This window comes from Oceaniradius stylonematis (assembly GCF_003149475.2).
Classification (GTDB): Bacteria; Pseudomonadota; Alphaproteobacteria; order Rhizobiales; family Rhizobiaceae; genus Roseitalea; species Roseitalea stylonematis.
Genome location: NZ_QFWV02000004.1, coordinates 342,424 through 363,125, shown reverse-complemented (window position 1 = coordinate 363,125; position 20,702 = coordinate 342,424). Strand labels below are relative to the sequence as shown.

The window sequence follows — 20,702 nt, the reverse complement described above, 5'->3', positions numbered from 1 at the left end:
TGAATGCGCGCGCTTTGGCACCAGCCAAACGGAGGACATCGCTTTCGCATTGCCGCCCGCCATACGCCGCGCTAAGCCTTGCCCCATGAAAAAAGGCGATCACCTGTTTCTGGTCGACGGCTCGGCCTACATCTTCCGCGCGTTCCATGCCCTCCCGCCGCTGACGCGCAAATCCGACGGGCTGCCCGTGGGTGCCGTCTCCGGCTTCTGCAACATGCTGTGGAAGCTGCTGCAGGATGCGCGCGACACCGATGTCGGCGTCACGCCGACCCATTTCGCGGTCATCTTCGACTATTCGTCCAAGACGTTCCGCAATGAGCTTTATCCCGACTACAAGGCGAACCGGTCCGAACCGCCCGAGGATCTGGTGCCGCAATTCGGCCTGATCCGCGAAGCGACGAAGGCATTCAACCTGCCCTGCATCGAAATGGAAGGCTACGAGGCTGACGACATCATTGCCGCCTATTGCCGGATGGCCGAGGAGGCCGGCGGCGAAGCGACGATCATTTCCTCCGACAAGGATCTGATGCAGCTCGTCACCGATCACGTCTCCATGTATGACACGATGAAGGACCGGCAGATCGGCCGCGAAGAGGTCCTTGAGAAGTTCGGCGTCGGCCCCGAAAAGATGATCGACCTTCAGGCGCTCGCCGGCGATTCCACCGACAACATTCCGGGCGTACCCGGTATCGGCCCGAAGACGGCGGCGCAGCTGCTCGACGAATATGGCGATCTGGACACGCTTCTGGAGCGCGCCTCCGAGATCAAGCAGAACAAGCGCCGCGAAAACCTCATCGAATTTGCCGATCAGGCCCGCCTGTCGCGTCAACTGGTCACTTTGAAGGCCGACACGCCCGTCGATATTCCGCTGGACGCTCTGGCGCTCGAAGCGCAGGACGGCCCGAAGCTGGTCGCCTTTCTGAAGGCGATGGAGTTCTCCAGCCTGACCCGCCGGGTCGCCGAGGCGACCGGAACCGAGATCGGCGAGATCGATCCGGCCCAAGTCGCGGTCGAGGCGGGCGCGCAAGCGCGTGGTCCGGATCTGGACGCCGGAACCGCCGACGGCGCTAACACCGTTGCCGGCGTGATCGAAGACGGCGTCGACACGCCGCGCGCGCTGGCCGAAGCGCGTGCAACGGCCGCCCGATCGGGCGCTTTCGATGCCGATGCCTATGTCTGCATCCGCGATCTTCGAACGCTCGACGAATGGATCGACAACGCCAGGGCGGCCGGCGTGGTCGCCTTCGACACCGAGACCGATTCGCTTGACGCCATGCAGGCGACACTGGTCGGGTTTTCGCTCAGCCATGCCGAGGGCGAGGCCGCCTACGTGCCGCTTGCCCATCGTCAGGGCGAGGACGATCTCCTCGGCGAAGGCGGCCTTGTGGACGGCCAGATAGGTCTTGATGAAGCGCTGAGCCGACTAAAGGCTTTGCTGGAGGACCCGTCGATCCTGATCGTCGGGCAGAACATCAAATATGACCTTCAGGTCATGGCCCGTCACGACATTTCTATCGCGGCTTTCGACGACACGATGCTGATCTCCTATGCGCTCGACGGCGGCAACAACAGTCATCACGGGATGGATGCGCTAGCCGAACGCTGGCTCGGCCATACGCCGATCGCCTACAAGGATGTCGCCGGTACGGGCAAGAAGGCGCTGACCTTCGACCGGGTCGCGCTCGACGCGGCAACGCGCTATGCGGCCGAGGATGCCGACATCACGCTGCGGCTCTGGCGCGTGCTCAAGCCGCGTCTCGTCGCAGAGGGGCTGGTGTCGGTCTATGAGCGGCTGGAGCGGCCCTTGATCGCCGTTCTGGCGCGTATGGAGCGCCGCGGCATTTCCGTCGACCGGCAGATACTAAGCCGGCTGTCGGGCGAGTTCGCCCAGAAGGCCGCGGGCATCGAAGCCGAGATCCACGAACTCGCCGGCGAGAGCTTCAATATCGGCTCGCCCAAACAGCTTGGAGAGATCCTGTTCGGCAAGATGAGCCTGCCCGGCGGCTCCAAGACCAAGACCGGGCAATGGTCGACCTCGGCGCAGGTGCTCGAGGATTTGGCGGCCGAAGGCCACGAACTGCCGCGCCGGATCGTCGACTGGCGCCAGCTGACCAAGCTCAAATCCACCTACACCGACGCCCTGCCCGGCTTCATCAATCCCCAGACCGGCCGCGTGCACACCTCCTATTCCCTCGCCTCGACATCGACGGGCCGGCTGTCCTCATCCGATCCGAACCTGCAGAACATTCCGATCCGGACCGCGGAAGGCCGGCGCATCCGCACTGCGTTTGTCGCGCAAAAGGGCCATCGCCTGGTCTCGGCCGACTACAGCCAGATCGAATTGCGCGTTCTGGCGCACATGGCCGACATCGGCCAGCTCAAGCAGGCATTCGCGGACGGCATGGACATTCACGCCATGACCGCATCGGAGATGTTCGGCGTGCCGGTCGAGGGCATGCCCGCCGAGGTGCGCCGGCGGGCCAAGGCGATCAACTTCGGCATCATTTACGGAATCTCGGCATTCGGCCTTGCCAACCAGCTCGGCATCGCCCGTTCCGAAGCCGGCGACTACATCAAGACCTATTTCGAGCGTTTTCCCGGCATTCGGGATTACATGGACGCGACCAAGGCCTTTGCCCGCGAACACGGCTATGTCGAAACGGTCTTCGGCCGCCGCGCGCACTATCCGGACATCAAGTCCTCCAACCCGCAGGTGCGGTCCTTCAACGAGCGCGCGGCGATCAACGCGCCGATTCAGGGCTCGGCCGCCGACATAATCCGCCGTGCCATGATCCGCATCGAGGATGCCCTCGCGACCGAAAAGCTCGCCGCGCAAATGCTGCTCCAGGTCCATGACGAACTGATCTTCGAAGTGCCCGAGGGCGAAGTCGAAGCGACGATTGATGTCGTCCGCGATGTCATGGAGCAGGCGGCGATGCCGGCAGTGGCGATGAGCGTGCCGTTGCAGGTCGACGCCAATGCCGCCCACAACTGGGACGAAGCGCACTGACCGCCTGCCGGCTTCCGAGGACCCGATCATGACCGCAAACGGCCGCAAATCGATCGCGCGCAGCGACCTTGAGCGTCAGGCATGGCCGGAACTGTCCGGCCATGCGCTGGAGGTGCTCAAAGCGCATGGCACCGAGCGAGCGGTTGCTGCGGGCGAAGTCGTCTGGGAGGTCGGCCGGCCCGACTATCCGTTGGTTCATCTGATCGACGCGGACATGAACATCGTCGATCGCGGGCGTGACGACAGCATCGTGGTCACCATCACGGCGGGCAACTTCACCGGCGAGCTGGGCCTGCTGATGGGCCAGCACACATTCTTTGCCGGTGTCATGGCAGGCGCGGGCCGCATTCTCACAGTGGATCCGGCAAAACTGCGCCATCTGGTCGCCACGGTACCCGAGGTCAGCGACATCGTGGTGTCGGCCTTCGCCGCGCGCCGCAAGCTGCTGGTGGAATGGGCCGACGGCGCGCTGACGATCATTGGCGACGAGAACGAACGGACCTGCCTGGGCCTGCGGGAGTATGCCAGCCGCAACCGCATCCCGTTCCGCTTCATCGAACATGCCGACCGCGCGGCGGTCGATGCCTTTGCGGCCGGGCGGCACGACCTTCCCTCGCGCGGCACCGTCGCCATCGTCCGCGGCGGGACGGTGCTGCACGATCCCAGCCCGCTGACGCTCGCCAAGGCGCTCGGATATGAGCTTCTGCCCGATGTCGGCGAACTGTTCGACCTGGTCGTCGTCGGCGCCGGACCGGGCGGTCTTGCAGCGGCGGTCTACGGTGCATCGGAAGGACTCAAGACGCTGGCGATCGACGACACTGCAATTGGCGGGCAGGCCGGAACCTCCTCGCGCATCGAAAACTATCTTGGCTTTCCGACGGGCATTTCCGGCAGCGAACTGGCCTATCTGGGCGAAATCCAGGCGATCAAGTTCGGGGCCCGCATCGCCGTTCCGCACAGGGCGACCGGATTGCGCAAGGATGGCGACGTGTTGGAAGTCGCGCTGGAATCGGGCGATGAGGTGCGCGCCCGCGCCGTGGTGATCGCGGCCGGGGCCCGCTATCGCAAGCTGCCCCTGTCGAACCTGACCGACTACGAGGGAAACGGCATCTATTATGCGGCGACCGAACTGGAGGCGCGTTACGCCAACGGCACGAATGCCGTAATCGTCGGTGGCGGCAATTCGGCCGGCCAGGCGGCCATGTTCCTGTCGCGCCATGCCGAGCACACTTATATCGTCGTGCGACGCGACGGGCTTTCCGAGACCATGTCCGATTATCTGTCATCGCGCATCGAACGCGATCCGCGCATCACGCTGGTCACGCAAAGCGAAGTGACGGCGTTGCGCGGCGAAGGCGGGCTGACAGGGGTTACGTTGACCCACATGCAGACCGGAGAAAAACAGGACATCGCCAGTGGCGCGCTTTACGTGATGGTCGGCGCCGAACCGAACGCCGGATGGGCCGGCGGTCTGGTCAGGACGGATGAAAAGGGCTTTGTGCTCACGGGTGCCGATGCGGACAATCCCTCATCGCCCTTTGCCACCAGCGAACCGGGCATTTTCGCGGTCGGCGACATCCGGTCCGGCTCGGTCAAGCGGGTGGCGTCGTCCGTCGGCGAAGGTTCGGTCGTCGTGTCGGCCGTGCATGCTTGGCTGGCAGGTCAGCCAGGCAATGGGCCGCTGGCAGCCGAGACAAAAAAGCCGGCTAACAAATCATAAAATTTGGCGGTTTATCGTGTTCGCGATTTAACACTCCAGCTCACCGCTTTCGAGCGCCTCATAACAGGCGAGAACGTGGTCCGCGACGGCGCGCGAGCATTCGCCGGCATCATGTCGAAAGCGCATCCGGCTCTGGTAGGTGCCGAGCGGCGGAAGCCCCTGCTTCTTGCCAAGGCAAATCAGCGGCGGCCGGACACAGGAAGCCGGCAGCGGTGCGATGGCGAGGTCCGACATCAACGCGGCACGTTGTCCAGCGGTGTGCGCGCTCATATAGGCGATGCGGAAGTTGCGGCCCATCTCGCCGAGCGCCTCCACCGCATTGGCGCGCCACGAGCAGCCCTCTTCCCACATCGAAACAGGCAATGGCTCGCGCTCCCACGCGCAGCCGCCCTTCAGACCGGCCCACACAAGCTGTTCTTCGATCAGCACGACCCCGTCTGCGGGCAGTGCGCTTTGCGGCCGGGCGGTGAAGATGACGACATCGAGGTCGCCGCGGTCATAACGCGGCAGGAGTTGGTCCGAATTCTCGATCACCACGTCGACCGCCACATTGGGATGCGTTTCGGCAAATCGCGTCAGAACCTGGGGCAGCAGCCGTTCGCCATGATCGTCGGCGGCACCGAGCCGGACCGTTCCTTGGACATCGGGCATGACGAAACGCGCCATCATCTCGTTGGACAGCGCCAGGATCCGGCGCGCATAGCCGACAAGCATCTCGCCCTCTGCGGTCAGCGCGACCGAGCGCGAATCGCGTGTGAACACCGAGACGCCCAGCAAGTCTTCAAGCTTCTTGACCTGCATCGAAACCGCCGATGGCGTACGAAAGACCCGCTCGGCCGCTTTTGAGAAGCTGCGCGTTTCGGCGATGGCCAGAAATGTCCGCAGCAGATCGATGTCGACGGGCGCGTGCGGCGCGAAGGGTTTGGTCTCGGAGACGTTCATGGAAAACCTGTGTTCAAGAAAACTGAATCATAGCGTCAAATCGTTTCGTTTGATTGAAGCATAAGAAATCGTCACAGTCCACCCATTCCGGACAAGCCGGATGTCTGATCCGAAGGAGTGGACCAATGACCGTCTTTGACAATGAACTGACCCGGCACGCCACCGCAGTGACGCCCGGCGCTCTTGCACGCCGGCTGACCGCACAGGCCCTGGGCTGGTTCGTCACCCGCCGCGAACGGGCGGCCGAACACCGCCGTCAGCGCCTCGACCGCCAGGCCTATTGCGCGCTGCTCGGCAAGGAGGACTGGGTCTACCGGGACATGGGCGTGAACCGCGCCGACGTGGAATGGGCGGCCCGGCTGCCGCTCCATGTCAACGCCGCACGTGAGCTCGAGCGTCTGCGTGCCCGCTCCGGGATGGGGCGTTGATTGGCCCGATCGACCAGCCCCTGCGCCGTCCGGCATGCTCCCGGCCCGCCGGACGGCGCTTTCGGTCAAACCGGATCGGATCACGGACCCGTCCGGTCCTTGCCGGGACAGGCCGCTGCGCGATAAAAAGGACGCATGTTCCCTGATCCCAGCCCGCCAATGCCGCCCGGCGCCTTCCTGTGCCCATGAGCCCCGCTCCCCGTCGCATCCTCTTGTTGGGTGCCACCGGAACAGTCGGTCGCGCCACGGCCCATGCGCTTGTGGATTGCGGTCATGAGGTGGTCTGCTTCGTCAGGCCGCGCCATGCCGGAGGACGATCGCCAGACGCCGCAACGGGTATGCCCGACGCCGCCGTCGTCCGGTATGGCGACGTGACCGATCCGGACTCGCTCGCCAGCGACGGGTTTTGCGGAGCGCGCTTCGATGTCATCGTTTCCTGCATCGCATCGCGAACAGGCGCCCCCGGCGATGCCTGGGCCATCGACCACGATGCGAACCTGAATGCGCTGCAACTGGCCGAACGGGCGGACGTGGCCCATTTCGTCCTGTTGTCGGCCATTTGCGTGCAGAAGCCGAAACTGGCCTTCCAGCACGCCAAGCTGGCGTTCGAGAATGCGCTGATCGCTTCGGGGCTGACCTGGTCGATCGTCCGCCCCACCGCCTTCTTCAAGTCGCTGTCGGGTCAGGTCGAGCGGCTGCGGCAGGGCAAACCTTTCCTCGTCTTTGGTGATGGTCGGTTGACCGCCTGCAAGCCGATTTCCGATGGCGATCTGGCCCGCTATATTGCCGGTTGCATTGATGACCCGGAACGGCACAACCGCATATTGCCCATCGGCGGTCCGGGCGACGCCATCACGCCGCGCCAGCAGGGCGACTATCTGTTCGCTCTCCTGGACCGGCCGCCGAAGTTCCGGCACGTACCGGTCGCGCTGCTCGATGCAATCATCTGGACGACGAGCATTCTGGGCCGCCTCTCATCCAAACTGGCGGCCAAGGCGGAACTGGCACGTATCGGCCGCTACTATGCCACCGAATCCATGCTCGTCCTCGATCCCGTCACCGGGCGCTACGACGCCGAGGCGACGCCCTCATTCGGAACCGAGACGCTGTACGGTTTTTATGACCGTCTGGTCAGGGGCGAGGTGACGGCTGATCGCGGCGACCACGCTGTTTTCTGAGCGGCGCGGCGCCTCAACGCCATGAAACCGAGTAGAGATCCAAGCGGCGGTCTGCCAGATTGCGCACCGAGCCGCTCGCACGTGCCGCATCGAGCGCCGCCATGTCGAGATCGGCTATGATCATCTGTTCTGCCTGCGGCTCGGCCTCCGCCGCGATGCCATCGCGCGCGAAGCCGTGGTCCGATGGCGTCAGCACCGCCGATTGCGCATAGGCCATCTCCAGATTGTCCGTGTTCGGCAAATTGCCCACAAGGCCCGATGTCACGACGTAGCACTGGTTTTCGACCGTGCGCGCCTGGCAGCAATAGCGCACCCGAAAATGGCCGTGCCGCGTGTCGGTGCAGTAGGGCACAAAGATAATACGGGCGTCCTGGTCGGCGAGCCGGCGCCCGAGCTCCGGGAACTCGCTGTCATAGCAGATCATGACGCCGATCCGCCCGTACTCGGTGTCGATCGCATCGGCCCGCGCACCGCCGTCGATTCCCCAGACGCTGCGTTCGTCCGGCGTCGGATGCAGCTTGTGCTGTTCGGACAGGCGTCCATCGGCATGGGCGATGTAGCTGACGTTCCGCGCGGCACCGTCTTCGAGGCGCGTCGCGTGTGAACCGCCGACGATTGTGATGGCGTGCTTTTTCGCCAGTTCGACGAGCACCTGCTTCAGGGCCGTTGTGTGTGCCGTCAGCCGGTCGACGCTTTCCGCCGCCGGCACCATCGGCGCTTCGCCCGACAGGAGCTGGATCGTGAAATGCTCGGGAAAACAGATGAACTGCGCGCCATAGCCGCTGGCTGTGCGCACGAAATGGGCCACGCGCTCGAATAGCGCGTCGACCGACCGGGTTTTTTGGAGGGCCATTTGAACGCTGGCCACGCGCAGCTTCTGCTCCGCCATGCTCGGCGCCTTTCGTCAAAAGGCCGCCGGCGTTGCCGCCGACGGCCATCGTCATCGCGTCGGATCGTACCGGCTTAGCCGACCGAGCCGTAAGGGCAGGTGTTGTCCGAACGGAAATCATGCACCTCGATCTCGCCCGAGATGATCTTTTCGCGGGCTTCTTCGACCGCCTGCATCATCTCTTCGGTCACCAGCGGTTCGTTGTTTTCGTCGATCGCCACGCCGACACCGTCCTCCGCGACGCCGAGAACCTGGACGCCGGTGGAGAAGTTGCCTTCCATCCCGTCCTTCATCGCTTCCATGACGGCGACATCGACGCGCTTGAGCATCGAGGTCAGCACCGAGCCGGGCTGCAGATGGTTCTGGTTGGAATCGACGCCGACCGACAGCTTGCCCGCATCGGCCGCTGCCTGCAGCACGCCGATGCCGGTGCCGCCAGCCGCGGCATAGACAACGTCGGCGCCCTGCGAAATCTGCGCGTTGGTGATCTCGCCGCCACGGACCGGGTCGTTCCATGCCGCCGGCGTGTCACCGGTATAGTTGACGATCACTTCGGCATCGGGATTGACCGATTTGACGCCGCCCACATAGCCGCAGGCAAAGGCGGAGATCAGCGGCACGTTCATGCCGCCCACAAAGCCGACCGTACCGGTCTCCGAGGCCTTTGCAGCCATGATGCCGGCCAGGTACGAGCCTTCCTGCTCCTTGAAGACGACCGAGCGCACGTTTGGCTGGTCGACCACCATGTCGATGATGGCGAACTCGGTGTCGGGGAATTCCTGCGCCACCTTGTCGACCGCCTGCGCGGCGGAGAAGCCGGCGATGATGACCGGCGAATGCCCGCGTTCGGCGAAGCGGCGAAGCGCCTGCTCGCGCTGGGCCTCGTTCTGGATCTCGAACTCGACATACTCGGTGCCGGTTTCTTCCTTGAACTGCTCGGCGCCGTTGAAGGCGGCCTCGTTGAACGACTTGTCGAACTTCCCGCCCAGATCGTAAACGATCGCCGGCGTTTCGGCATAGGCCGTCGCCGTCATTGCGGATGCGGCCAAAAGACCAAGAACAAAGCGCTTCATTCTCACTTACCCTGTCTGACTGTTTGCATCTTTTGCCGCGCACATGATGGCGCGCGGCCTCCCTGAAAGCGGTTTGACGCCGCCTTGCGCGGACATTGGCACGCCAAATCGCGCCATGTCGACAAAAAAGCGAAGTGAGGTTTGGCGCGCACCGCATCCGGCCCGAAGCATCAACCTCCGAGAGATCCGGCCGTACGCTTGCGGCGCCTCCGGCCGAGCAGCGCCAGCACCAACGCGAGGCCGCCGAAGACGGCAACGGTCGGCCAGCCTGTCACCGTGGCCAGAATGGGATCGGCCAGCACCGGATGCGCCGCCTCGTCGAGCCATTCGCCCAGGGCGGTGCGCGAACCAGGCGCGATCGCGTCCCAGCTGTCGGCAAGCGGCGTCAGCGTCATGGCCGACGTGCCGATCGATCGCGTGGCATCGACGACCCCTACGATGACCATCATCGCCAGGCAGAAGACGGCCAAGGCTCGAAGAACGAATCGGACCATGCGTTTTGGCTTGTGCCACCCCTTGTGCGGCGTATTGATGTACGCCACCCGCCCCTTCCATTCATTATGGCATTCGCGGGCCGGTGGTCCACCCCGATATCCGTCCGATTTCAGACCCGCTTGATTGTCCGCCTGCGCCGCGCTAGGAGACGGCCCTTCGCGGGCCGGTGAACCGGATTTGCGAAGCGTCCGGCCGTCTGGGCCCGGCGACATATGGCGAGGTGAGGTGGCCGAGTGGTTGAAGGCGCACCGGCGATTTTCCGCATTGCGGAAAACGCCCATCACCAAAAAGGGCGCGTGCGCCTTTTCAACCCGCTCGGCTGGTTTCGCCGGGTGACATATGGCGAGGTGAGGTGGCCGAGTGGTTGAAGGCGCACGCCTGGAACGCGTGTAGGCGGGAAACCGTCTCCAGGGTTCGAATCCCTGTCTCACCGCCAGTCCTTCTGCAAGTTCGTGCCTTCTGCGCATCGCCGCCGGGCGAACCTTGTGCCATAAACGGCGCTACGGCGCCGTGCGATGTTCCGCCGTGACATCGAGGGCGCGGTCGGCGTGCGCATCACCGCCATTGTCGCGGCGATGAGCGGCAATGACCCTGTCGCGGATTCGGATCAACTCGGCGATTTCGTTTTCGTGCGCCGCCAAAACCGCCGTCAGCCACCGGTTTACCAAGTAGTTCGGTTGCGGCATGTGCACATCGAAGCGCGGCAACAGCGCGATCGTCGGCCCGGCGTCGAGCCAGTCGTCATCGACCACCCAATGGTTGACCGTGAACAGGCGCAGCAGCCGGCCATGCGGATCGACCCCGACCGCGCACAAATGGTGAATCGGCCCGTCCGGGCCATCGGGCCGGACGAAGCAGTGGAAATGGCCGTGCTCACCCCCGCCTGTCGATGGATCGTGGCTGTGATAGAACCATTGCGCCCCGGTTTGCGGGTCGAACACCTCGCCGGCCGGGTATTTTTCCCAGCTCTTTGGTCGTTCGATGCCGGCCAGTGTTTCGGTCAGTACGGTTGCGCCGCCCTTGGCCAGCACATGCTCGCAAAACGCAATCTCGCGGCGGGCAGTATCACGCGCGTCTTCGCTCACGTTTCGCTGTCCGGGACGAGATCGGGCGCTTCGGTGGCGCCTTCAGGCAGGCGTGCCGGCGGCGGCGGCGGAGCGGTCCGTTCAGTCCGTGTGGCGGGCAAGGGTGCGGGCGGAGGCGGCGGGGCCGCGAGCGGCGCTGCAGCGGCGCAAGGGGCGGCCGGGGCACAGGGCGCGGCGCCGGCCGCGCATGGCGCCACGCCACCGGCGGCCGGTGCGGAAGCAGCGGCAGGCGCCGGCGTCGGCACGCCATGTTCTGCATGGTCATAGGCAACCGCCGCCGTCGTCACCGCCAGCGCGGCGGCGAACAGGGCGGTGTTGCGCGACCGGCTCATGCCGCCGCGCCTTTGCGCCTGAAGCCATCGAGCCCGAACAGGGGTCGGGCGAACACGCCGGCCGCCGAGCCGGCAAAGGCGGCGGCGAACCACAGCCACCCATGCAGGCTGCCCGATGCGATGCCCGAGAAAAGAGCGCCGATGTTGCAGCCAAAGCTCAGCCGCGCGCCATAGCCCATCAAAAGGCCGCCGAGCGCCGCTGCGGCGAATGACGCCAGCGGAACAGCGGCCCTGGGCGCGAATTTGCCGGCAAGCGATGCGGCCAGCGCCGCCCCGAGAATCAGTCCGAAATTCATCACCGAAACCGAGTCGGCAAGCACGGAACTGGACAGCGCCTCGGCCTGCGCCGGCCATGTCCAGAATTCCCAGTTTTCGACCGGCACCCCCGCCGCCGACGCGATCTTGGCGCCCCAGAGGCCGAAGCCATAGGTGATCGACCAGGGGTGGCCGGCAACGATCAGGGTGGCGATGTTGAGAAGGGCCAGCATCAGACCTGCACCGACCAGCGGCCAGGGCCCCGACAGCAGCCAGTTCCAACCCGGGCGGCGCGGGCCCGGATCGCGCTCCAGATCGCCATGGGAGCGGCGTTCGATCATCGCGGTGATGAGAGCCACGGCGCCGAGACCGGCCAGTGACACCGCGATGGCCGCGGGCACGCCAAGCGTCTGGCCCAGGCTCACCGGCGGCAGCGACGGCTGGCCGAGCCACCATGGCAGATGCGCCGTTCCGACAACGGCGCCGGCGATGAAGAAGATCAGGGTCACCAACATGCGCGCAGAGCCACCGCCGACCGTGAACAGCGTGCCCGAGCCGCAGCCTCCGCCAAGCTGCATGCCCAAGCCGAACATCGCCGCGCCGACCAGCACGGAGACGCCCACCGGCGCGATGGCGCCGACCAGCGGCTGGTTGCCGACGCTGCCGGCCGCCAAAAGCGGCATCATCGCAAGCCCGGCCAGCCCGATCATCAGCATCTGCGCGCGCATGCCCCGCCCACGCCGCTCGACCACCATGCGCCGCCAGGCGCCGGTGAAGCCAAAGGACCCGTGATAGAGCGCGGCACCAAGGCCGCCGCCGATCAGGAACAGCGTCGCCTGCCGCAGATCGACCAGCAGCCAGATCGCGGCAAATCCCGCCGCCAGGAACGCGGCGGCCACCGCCGCGGGGCTGCGGTCGATGACGGCGTCGGGCAGATAAGGGTTCGACGCGTTCGGCGTCGACGACGTTGCAACGTTCTGCAACATGTGGCGCAACCTCTGTGAAGCCGCCTTTATAGCCGATCCGGCGCGCGGCGGAAGCCGGGCGCCGGCCGGTTGATGGCGGTCGCTTTACTGGATCGCGCGCGGCGGATCGAGCGGACGCGAGGGGTCCTGTGTCCATTCCGACATGGAGCCGTCATACATGGCCGACTGTTCGTTGCCGAGCACTTCGCTCAGCCCGAACCATGCGACCGAAGCCCAGTGACCGGTGTTGCAGAATGTGATGTTGGCTTCGTCCGCTCTAACGCCGACCGCCTCGACCAGGGCCTGAACCGTTTCGGGTTGCGCGAACAGCGCGAACTCGGCGGAATAGAACTCCGAATGCGGCAGGTTCACCGAACCGGGAATGGTGCCGGGCGCGGCCGCGACCGGGCTTTTCGTCTCGCCGCGGAACTGCTCGACCGGGCGGCCGTCGACGAGCTTGGTGCCGTCGTCGAGCGCGGCCAGAACGTCATCGGTTGTGGCAAGGACCGCCTCGTTCAGCGTGACCTCGAATTCGGAAACCTCGGCTGTGACCGGTTCGGCGACGCGCGCGCCGCCGACGGCATCATATTGGCGCCAGCCGCCATCGAGGATCGAAACATCGTCATGGCCCAGATAGCGGAACGTCCAGTAGACGCGGGTGGCCGAGCCGAACTCGGTCGAATCGGTGCCCCACGGCACGATGACGACATGGTCGTCATTGTCGATCCCCAGGCTCTCGATCAGGCCGGTTACGTCCTCGATGGCAGGAATCTTGCCCGGCACACCGTCGATCTCGGTGCGCCAGCCGGCAGTGTTGTAGGGCGCAGACACCGCACCTTCGATATAGGGGCTGTCGCCAAGGTCGGTGTTTTCGACATTGGCGCGAATGTCGACGATGACGATATCGTCATTGCCGGCATGGTCGATCAACCACTGGGCGCTGACGAGAGGCCCGGCACCATCATGGGCCAGCGCGGGCATGGCGGATGCGGCAAGCGCCGCGATTGCGATGTTGATGCGGTTCATGGGTTTGTCCTTTCGATGGCGTGCGGCCGGAATGCCCGGCGGTCTGCCAATCCAAACTTCCGCGAAAATAGCCGTGCCGCGGCGCTCAAACGAGGCATCGGCGCCGCAAGGGAGGGGCTGGCGGAGGAAATTTTTTCCGATGCGGCGGCAGTTTGCAGTACGTCCGTGCGATTTTTCCGCACCGGCCGAGCGGTTTTGCAGCAAGGTCCCGGGGGGGGACGGCCTTTGGCCTAACGTCGGCCACGTCAGCCTTGGCCGGTCGTGGCGGGCATCGCTGAAGGCATTTCAAATCCTTGACGGTTTTGTGACGTTCTTCAGGTCAGCGCAGGGCGCCGATTCCGACCGTTGGACAGCACAATTTTCCTGACCGATTAATCAGCATTATCAGATAGTTGATGGCTGCCGGGCGCCGATCGTCCGCAGCCGGTACGGCCACCCCACACCGTTGACACAAATCCTTCACGGGACTGTCATCGACCTTACAAACGGGCCTCCTATTCGACCTTGTGCGTATCGCAATTTTCCCGGGAGACCTATGATGTGGAAAACGCTTCTGGCGGCTGGCGCCCTTGCGCTGACGACCGCTGCGGCCCAGGCCGAAAAAATCGAGATCGAACTGTGGCATGCCATGGGCGGCGCCCTTGGCGAGGCGACCAACGCCGTTGCCGAGCAGTTCAACGCCAGCCAGGACAAGTACAACCTGACGCCGGTCTACAAGGGCAACTATGAAGAAACGCTGACGGCCACCATCGCCGCCTTCCGTGCCGGTGAACAGCCCAACATCGTTCAGGTGTTCGACGCCGGTGCCGCCACCATCATCGGTGCCGAGGGCGCCGTGATCCCCGCCCAGGACCTGATCGAAAATGCGGGCCTCGAGTTCCGCACCGACTACATTCCCGGCGTTGCCAACTTCTATGCCGACGAAAACGGCAAGATGGTCGGCATGCCCTTCAACTCATCGACCCCGATCCTCTACTACAATGTCGAGGCTCTCGAAAAAGCCGGCGTAGAGCCGCCCAGGACCTGGGAAGAATTCCAGGAAATCGCGCCCGCGCTGAAAGAAGCCGGCTATGTTCCGATGGCGCAGTCGCACCTGCCCTGGATCTTCACCGAAAACTTCATGTCGCGCCACAATCTGCAGTTCGCCACCAATGCGAACGGCTATGAAGGCGCCGAAGGCACCCGGCTCCTGATCAATGTCGAGCCGATCAAGGCCCACTTCGCGGCCGTCAAGGAATGGATCGACGCCGGCCTGTTCGGCTATTACGGCACCGGCTGGGGCGACAATCAGGCACCGTTCGAAAACGGCGAAGTGGCCATGTGGCTCGGCTCGTCCGGTTCGTTCGGCGGCCTCAAGCAGTCGGCCGGCTTCGAGTTCAGCGCCACCTATCTGCCCTATTGGGAAGCGGTCACCGAAGAGCCCTACAACACCTTCATCGGCGGTGCCGCGCTGTTCGCCATGTCCGGCCAGCCCGAGGAAGAGAATGAAGCTGCGGCCGCATTCTTCCAGTTCCTGTCCTCGCCGGAGCCGCAGGTCTTCTGGCACAAGGAAACCGGTTATGTGCCGATCACCGCGACCGCCTACGAGCTGGCCAAGGCCGAAGGCCATTATGACCAAGAGCCCGCAGCCGAAGTTGGCATCAGCCAGCTCCAGCAGCCCGGTGGCGACTGGACCAAGGGCTACCGGATGGGCTTCTACGTCCAGATCCGCGACGTGATGAACCGCGAATATGGCCGCATCTTCTCCGGTGAAGCGACCGTCGACGAGGCGTTCGACATCATCGAGGAAGAAGGCAACCGCCTGCTCGAGCGCTTCGCGCAGACCCAGAGCGGCTGACCCATCCGGCAAACCGATCGAACCCGGGGGCGCGCCGCGCTCCCGGTTCTTGCCTTGGCTCTCGCACTGGACAGGCCATGCACAAAGCCCAGTTTCAATCGCCGCTCTATCCCTATCTGCTCCTGCTGCCGCAGATGGCGATCGTCGCCATCTTCTTCCTGTGGCCGTCCGCCGAGGCGGTGCGCAGTTCGTTCTTTCTTCAGGATCCGTTTTTCGGCAACGAAACCTTTGTCGGCATCGACAACTACACCGATGCCGTGACCCGTTCGGACTATGGCCGGGCTGCCTGGTTCACCTTCCTGTTCACCGTGGTCGTGACGTTTTTTTCGCTCGGCATAGCGCTGCTGCTGGCGGTGGCCGCCGACAATGTCCTGCGCGGCCAGGGTCCCTACAAGACGCTCCTGATGTGGGTCTATGCAATCGCGCCACCTGTTGCCGGCCTGATCGGCATCATGCTGTTCGACCAGCACATCGGCCCGATTGTCGATTTCTTCGCCCTGTTCGGCTGGGACATGCGTGTCGGCGTCGACTATTGGGACAGCGGTATCGCCATGATGATCGTGGCGACATGGAAGCAGATCCCGGTCAACTTCATCTTCTTCCTGTCCGGCCTGCAATCGATTCCCAAGGGGGTGCGCGAAGCCGCCTCGATCGACAATCCCAGCGCGTCCGGCCGGTTCTGGACGATCATCTTTCCGCTGCTGGCGCCAACCAGCTTCTTCCTGATGATCATCAACATCACCTATGCCTTCTTCGAGACCTTCGGCATCGTCGACGTCATGCTCAAGGGCGAGCCGGGCAACAATCCCGTGACGCTCGTCTACAAGGTGTTCCTCGACGGTTTCCGCGGCAACGATCTGGGGGGATCGTCCGCGCAATCGGTTATCCTGATGGTGTTCGTGCTGGCGCTCACCATCGTCCAGTTCCGCCTGATCGAGCGACGGGTGCACTACACATGACCCGAGCCGGACGGACCATGCGGAGGCCGCGATGAGCCAGGACCAGATCGCCGTGACGGGCAAGCCGGTCGTCCCGGCCGCACCATCGGCTTCGGCAACCGGCGCCGGCGCGTTCGTGCGCCGACACCAGATTGTCGAGCATATCGTCCTTTTGTTCGGCGTGCTCTTGATGATGGGGCCGATCGCCGTTGCATTCACCACATCGACGCATGACCCGGTCACCATTCACTCCGAAGGCATGCAACTCGGTTTCGGAGACAATTTTCTGCCGACTTACGAGGCGGTCATCTTCGAACAGACCGGTTTCACCAAGCAGGTCACCGGCTGGGGCATGTCGCTCAACTCGCTTATCCTCGGACTGGGTTTCGCCATCGGCAAGATCATCGTGTCGATGCTGGCCGCCTACGCCATCGTCTATTTCCGCTTTCCGCTGGGCACGCTGTGCTTCTGGATCATTTTTTCGACGCTGCTGCTGCCGCTGGAAGTGCGCATTCTGCCATCCTACGAAGTGGTTCAGGGACTGGGGCTGCTGAACAGCTATACCGGCCTTATCCTGCCTTTGATCGCTTCGGCCACCGGCACCTTCTTCTTCCGCCAGTTCTTCAAGTCCGTGCCCAATGAACTGCTTGAGGCGGCGCGGATCGACGGCGCCGGCCCCTTCCGCTTCTTCTGGGACATCCTCGTCCCGCTGTCGCGGACCATGATCGCCGCCATCTTCATCATCATGTTCGTCGTCGGCTGGAACCAGTATCTGTGGCCGATCCTGATGACGACGGACGAGAGCTTCTACACCGTGGTGCGCGGCATCCGGCAGATCCTCCAGGTCTGGATCGGCGCGGACATCCCCGACTACAACGAGGCGTTGGGTCTGGCGATCATTGCGATGATTCCGCCGGTGCTCATCGTCATCATATTCCAGCGCATGTTCATCAAGGGCCTTGTGGAGAGTGAGAAATGACGACGCTCGAGATCAAGCAGGCGGTCAAGCGCTATCCGAACGGCGCGCTCGCCGTCAAAGGCGTCGATGTCACCGTCGAGGACGGCGAACTGGTGGTCTTTGTCGGCCCGTCGGGTTGCGGCAAGTCGACATTGCTGCGCATGGTCGCCGGCCTGGAGAGTGTGACCGAAGGCGAGATCGTGCTCGACGGACGGCTGGTCAACGAGGTTGAGCCGGCCAACCGGAACATTGCCATGGTGTTCCAGAACTATGCGCTCTATCCGCACATGTCTGTCTACAAGAACCTCGCCTACGGCCTTAAGAACCGCGGTACGCCGAAGGCCGAGATCGATGCCAAGGTGCGCGAGGCGGCCAAGCTCCTGCAGATCGGCGACTTTCTCGAGCGCAAGCCCAGCCAGCTGTCGGGCGGTCAGCGCCAGCGGGTCGCCATGGGCCGCGCCATCGTCCGCGATCCGGCCATCTTCCTGTTCGACGAGCCGCTGTCCAACCTTGACGCCAAGCTGCGCAACCAGATGCGGCTCGAGATCAAGCGCCTGCAGCGCCGTCTGGGGACGGCGGCGATCTACGTCACCCACGACCAGGTCGAGGCGATGACGCTGGCCGACCGGATCGTCGTCCTCAACAATGGCGAGATCGAGCAGATCGGCACGCCCGCCCAGGTCTATGGCGCGCCGGCATCGACCTTCGTTGCCAGCTTCATCGGCGCACCGCCGATGAACCTTCTGAAAGCGCAGACCGGCGACGGCGCGATCGTCATCGGCGAATCGCGCATCGAGGCGCCGGTGCGCGCCAACGGACCCGTCACGCTCGGCATCCGCCCGGAGCGCGCGCATCTGGCCAATGGCTCCGGCGGCGCCGACGGGCCGCCCATGAAGGTCGATACCGTTGAGGAACTGGGCGCCGTGCGGCTGATCCACGGATCGGTCGGGGGCCAGCATTTCACGGCCAACCAGTCTGCCGACGAGCCGATACCCGGCGACCAGGTACGGCTGCGCCTGCAGGCCGATGATCTGCACCTGTTCGACCATGGAACGGGCCGTCGGCTGTGAGCTTCGCCGGTATCGTTGGTGCCGACGGCGACCGGCCGCCACGCTGGCTCGATGTGCGGTTCGATGCGGCGGGCGCGCCGCTTCGCTGTTCCGGCAACACCATGGTCTGCCACCTGCGCGACGACGCCGGCCGCGCCGCAGTGTCGCAGATCGTGGCGCGTCTGGCATCTGCGCCCGCCGGCGGCTGTTTCGCCTTCACCGCGCCGGAAAGCTGGCACATGACGGTCTTTAACGGTCTGCTGCACGAGGGCGACCGTCACCGGCGCGATTTCTGGCCCGCCGGCCTGCCTTCCGATGCGGCCGACGATGAGGCCGACGCCTTCATGCTGGACCGCATGGCGACCGTCGATCCGCCCGATACGTTCATCCAAATGGTTGCGACCGGATTTTCCGGCCTCGCCAGCCACGGGCTAGGCATCGCGCTGGCGCCTGCGACGACCGGCGAGGAAAGAGCCATCCGGACCTACAGGGATCGTCTGGCCGAGGCCACCGGCCTTCAGGCGCGCCCCGGTCACGCGGATTACCGGTTTCACCTGACGCTCGCCTATCTCGTGCGCTGGCCGTCGGAGACCGAAGCCGAGGGCTTCGACACGGTTATGCAATCGCTTGCCGCCGAGATGGGCGACCTGTTCCCGCCGTTCCGTCTCGGCCCGCCGGAACTCTGCCTCTTCGATCACATGGACGAATTCCGCGTCGAGCGGATCGTCACGCCGGCACGAGCGGCCACACCAGCGGAATGATCGCCATGGCGGTGGCGAATGTCGTTGCGTCCATGATCAGGCCCAGACGCAGGAAGTCCGTGAACCGGTAGCCGCCGGCATTGTAGACCAGCGTGTTGGTCTGATAGCCGATCGGCGTGATGAAGCTCGCCGACGCCGCGATCATCACCGCCACGACGAACGGTCGCGGATCGAGGCCGAGCGCCTGTGCCAGCCCGATGGCGACCGGCGTGACGATGACGGCGACCGCATTGTTGGTGACCAGTTCGGTCAGCGCCGTCGTCAGAAGATAGACGCAAGCCAGGGCGACGATCGGCGCAAGGCCCATGAGCCAGGGTTCGATCGCATCGACGATGATCGTCACCAGTTCGGTCTTCTGCATCGCCGTCCCGATCGCCAGCATTCCGGCGATAAGGCCGAGCACCCGCCAGTCGACCGCCTGCACCGCCTCGTCCACCTCGACACACCGCGTCACAAGAACCAGGACCGCGCCGATCATGGCGATGCCGGCGATCGGCATGATGTTCAGTGCCGCACCGGCGACGACGGCGAGCGCGATGCCGATCGCCAGCGGCGCCTTGTCGCGGCGGAAGCCGCGTTCGGACGGCTCGGACACGTTGACCAGATTGTTTTCGTCGGCAAAGCGCGTCAGATCTTCCGGCGCACCCTCGATGAGCAGCGTGTCGCCAACCGCCAGCGGCGTGGTTTCGAAGCGGTCGGCCATGTTCATGCCGCCCCGGTGCAGGGCGATCGGATAAATGCCGAAGCGCCGCCGCAGGCGCAGATGCCGCAGCGTGCGTCCCAGAACGCGTGCACTCGGCCCGATCAGGATCTCGATCATCGCCGATGAGCGTGAGCCGGTCTGCTGCAGCGTGTTGTCGCCGCCCAGTTGCCCTTCTTCCTTCATCGACAGGATTTCGGCGACCGACGACCGCAGGACGACGATGTCGCCGGGCTCGAGGATGACATCGTCCAGATCGCGCCGCAGCGAGGCGTCGCCGCGCAGCACGTCGATGATCCGCCGTTCCGGCTGGTTGAAGGCGATCACCTCCCTTGCGCGTGCGCCCACATGCGGCGAGCCTTCGTCGATCACCGCCTGGACGATGAAGCGCCGGCCAGGCTGTGCCGTGCCGAGGGTCGTCACCGACTGGCGGTCGGGCAGAAGGCGCCGCGCAAAGAACATCACCGTAATGCCGGCGGTCGCCGCGATCAGCCCGACCGGTGCGATCTCGAAGATGGAAAACGGTGCCAGACCCTGATCGCGGGCGACAGTATCGACCAGAAGGTTGGTCGATGTGCCGATCAGCGTGCACGTGCCGCCCAGGATCGCCGCATAGGACAGAGGAATGAGAAGCTTGGACGACGCCTGTCCGGTCTGGCGGGCGATCTGCACTGCGACCGGGATCATCAGCATCACGACGGGCGTATTGTTCATGAACGCGCTCATCGCGGCCGTGGCGCCCAGAAAGGCGAAGAAGGACAGGGCCGGGCTCGACCGCGCATGCTCTGTCGCAAAGCGCGCGAACCGGTCCATCGCGCCGGTGCGCACAAGTCCCGCCGACAGGACGAACATCGACGCGATGGTCGTGATCGCCGGCGAGGAGAAGACCGCCAGCACGTCCGGGGTCTCGAGGACGCCGGCGACAAGGAGCACCGCGACGCCCAGCCCGGCGATCACTTCGGGCGCGCGCCATTCGCGCGCAAAGCCGGCAAACAGCGCGACGATCAGCGCGCCGGTCAGGATCGGTCCCAGAAGGTCGGGATCAAGCGCCATGGCCGCGG

General features: G+C 64.7%; 18 protein-coding genes and 1 tRNA gene. 10 read left to right on the top strand and 9 right to left on the bottom strand.

The window, feature by feature from the left end; genetic code table 11:
• Positions 1–85 precede the first annotated feature (85 nt).
• Positions 86–3,010, top strand: a complete 2,925-nt coding sequence (gene polA, locus DEM25_RS05350) for a DNA polymerase I (protein ID WP_109769355.1) — start codon at positions 86–88, stop codon at positions 3,008–3,010.
• A gap of 28 nt (positions 3,011–3,038) precedes the next feature.
• Positions 3,039–4,730: an FAD-dependent oxidoreductase gene (locus tag DEM25_RS05345; protein ID WP_158585173.1), complete on the top strand. Its 1,692-nt coding sequence runs from the start codon at positions 3,039–3,041 to the stop codon at positions 4,728–4,730.
• A 27-nt stretch (positions 4,731–4,757) separates the two neighbouring features.
• Here DEM25_RS05345 and DEM25_RS05340 read toward each other — a convergent pair whose 3' ends face one another.
• Positions 4,758–5,672 (bottom strand): LysR family transcriptional regulator, encoded by a 915-nt coding sequence (locus DEM25_RS05340; RefSeq protein ID WP_109769357.1) that lies wholly within the window; start codon positions 5,670–5,672, stop codon positions 4,758–4,760.
• Between the two features lie 125 nt (positions 5,673–5,797).
• Between DEM25_RS05340 and DEM25_RS05335 the strand changes: the two genes are divergently transcribed.
• Both DEM25_RS05335 and DEM25_RS05330 read left to right on the top strand, forming a co-directional pair.
• Positions 5,798–6,100, top strand: a complete 303-nt coding sequence (locus tag DEM25_RS05335) for a hypothetical protein (protein WP_109769358.1) — start codon at positions 5,798–5,800, stop codon at positions 6,098–6,100.
• 212 nt (positions 6,101–6,312) lie between these two features.
• Positions 6,313–7,278: an NAD(P)H-binding protein gene (locus tag DEM25_RS05330; protein WP_281004530.1), complete on the top strand. Its 966-nt coding sequence runs from the start codon at positions 6,313–6,315 to the stop codon at positions 7,276–7,278.
• Positions 7,279–7,291: 13 nt separating this feature from the next.
• Here DEM25_RS05330 and DEM25_RS05325 read toward each other — a convergent pair whose 3' ends face one another.
• The 3 genes from DEM25_RS05325 to DEM25_RS17745 form a co-directional block, all read right to left on the bottom strand.
• Complete coding sequence (locus tag DEM25_RS05325; protein WP_109769360.1) at positions 7,292–8,167, bottom strand: carbon-nitrogen hydrolase family protein; 876 nt, start codon at positions 8,165–8,167, stop codon at positions 7,292–7,294.
• Between the two features lie 74 nt (positions 8,168–8,241).
• Entirely contained in the window at positions 8,242–9,240 is a 999-nt protein-coding gene (locus DEM25_RS05320; protein WP_109769361.1) for a BMP family lipoprotein, read from the bottom strand.
• 170 nt (positions 9,241–9,410) lie between these two features.
• On the bottom strand, positions 9,411–9,734 hold the full coding sequence (locus DEM25_RS17745; RefSeq protein ID WP_158585172.1) for a hypothetical protein: 324 nt from the start codon (positions 9,732–9,734) through the stop codon (positions 9,411–9,413).
• A gap of 347 nt (positions 9,735–10,081) precedes the next feature.
• Between DEM25_RS17745 and DEM25_RS05310 the strand changes: the two genes are divergently transcribed.
• Positions 10,082–10,171 (top strand) — tRNA-Ser (locus DEM25_RS05310).
• A 64-nt stretch (positions 10,172–10,235) separates the two neighbouring features.
• Here DEM25_RS05310 and DEM25_RS05305 read toward each other — a convergent pair.
• From DEM25_RS05305 to DEM25_RS05290, 4 genes are all read right to left on the bottom strand, one after another.
• Complete coding sequence (locus tag DEM25_RS05305; RefSeq protein ID WP_109767024.1) at positions 10,236–10,820, bottom strand: DUF6969 family protein; 585 nt, start codon at positions 10,818–10,820, stop codon at positions 10,236–10,238.
• Positions 10,817–11,152: a hypothetical protein gene (locus tag DEM25_RS17875; RefSeq protein WP_196780275.1), complete on the bottom strand. Its 336-nt coding sequence runs from the start codon at positions 11,150–11,152 to the stop codon at positions 10,817–10,819. The genes DEM25_RS05305 and DEM25_RS17875 overlap by 4 nt, the downstream gene beginning before the upstream one ends.
• Positions 11,149–12,393, bottom strand: a complete 1,245-nt coding sequence (locus tag DEM25_RS05295; RefSeq protein ID WP_109767052.1) for a YeeE/YedE family protein — start codon at positions 12,391–12,393, stop codon at positions 11,149–11,151. The genes DEM25_RS17875 and DEM25_RS05295 overlap by 4 nt, the downstream gene beginning before the upstream one ends.
• Positions 12,394–12,477: 84 nt before the next feature.
• Positions 12,478–13,398, bottom strand: a complete 921-nt coding sequence (locus tag DEM25_RS05290; RefSeq protein WP_109767051.1) for a sulfurtransferase — start codon at positions 13,396–13,398, stop codon at positions 12,478–12,480.
• Between the two features lie 535 nt (positions 13,399–13,933).
• Between DEM25_RS05290 and DEM25_RS05285 the strand changes: the two genes are divergently transcribed.
• The 5 genes from DEM25_RS05285 to DEM25_RS05265 all read left to right on the top strand — a co-directional run bounded on the left by DEM25_RS05285 (position 13,934) and on the right by DEM25_RS05265 (position 18,941).
• Entirely contained in the window at positions 13,934–15,235 is a 1,302-nt protein-coding gene (locus DEM25_RS05285; protein WP_109767023.1) for an extracellular solute-binding protein, read from the top strand.
• Between the two features lie 77 nt (positions 15,236–15,312).
• On the top strand, positions 15,313–16,194 hold the full coding sequence (locus DEM25_RS05280; protein WP_109767022.1) for an ABC transporter permease subunit: 882 nt from the start codon (positions 15,313–15,315) through the stop codon (positions 16,192–16,194).
• A 169-nt stretch (positions 16,195–16,363) separates the two neighbouring features.
• Positions 16,364–17,152: an ABC transporter permease subunit gene (locus DEM25_RS05275; protein ID WP_375567810.1), complete on the top strand. Its 789-nt coding sequence runs from the start codon at positions 16,364–16,366 to the stop codon at positions 17,150–17,152.
• Complete coding sequence (gene ugpC / locus DEM25_RS05270; RefSeq protein ID WP_109767020.1) at positions 17,149–18,201, top strand: sn-glycerol-3-phosphate ABC transporter ATP-binding protein UgpC; 1,053 nt, start codon at positions 17,149–17,151, stop codon at positions 18,199–18,201. Before DEM25_RS05275 ends, ugpC begins: the two co-directional genes overlap by 4 nt.
• The gene (locus tag DEM25_RS05265) at positions 18,198–18,941 is read left to right on the top strand and encodes a DUF1868 domain-containing protein (protein ID WP_109767019.1); all 744 of its coding nucleotides are present in this window, start codon (positions 18,198–18,200) and stop codon (positions 18,939–18,941) included. Before ugpC ends, DEM25_RS05265 begins: the two co-directional genes overlap by 4 nt.
• Here the strand turns inward: DEM25_RS05265 and DEM25_RS05260 are convergent.
• Positions 18,907–20,694: an SLC13 family permease gene (locus DEM25_RS05260; protein WP_109767018.1), complete on the bottom strand. Its 1,788-nt coding sequence runs from the start codon at positions 20,692–20,694 to the stop codon at positions 18,907–18,909. The two genes, DEM25_RS05265 and DEM25_RS05260, sit on opposite strands and share 35 nt — an antisense overlap.
• Positions 20,695–20,702 lie beyond the last annotated feature (8 nt).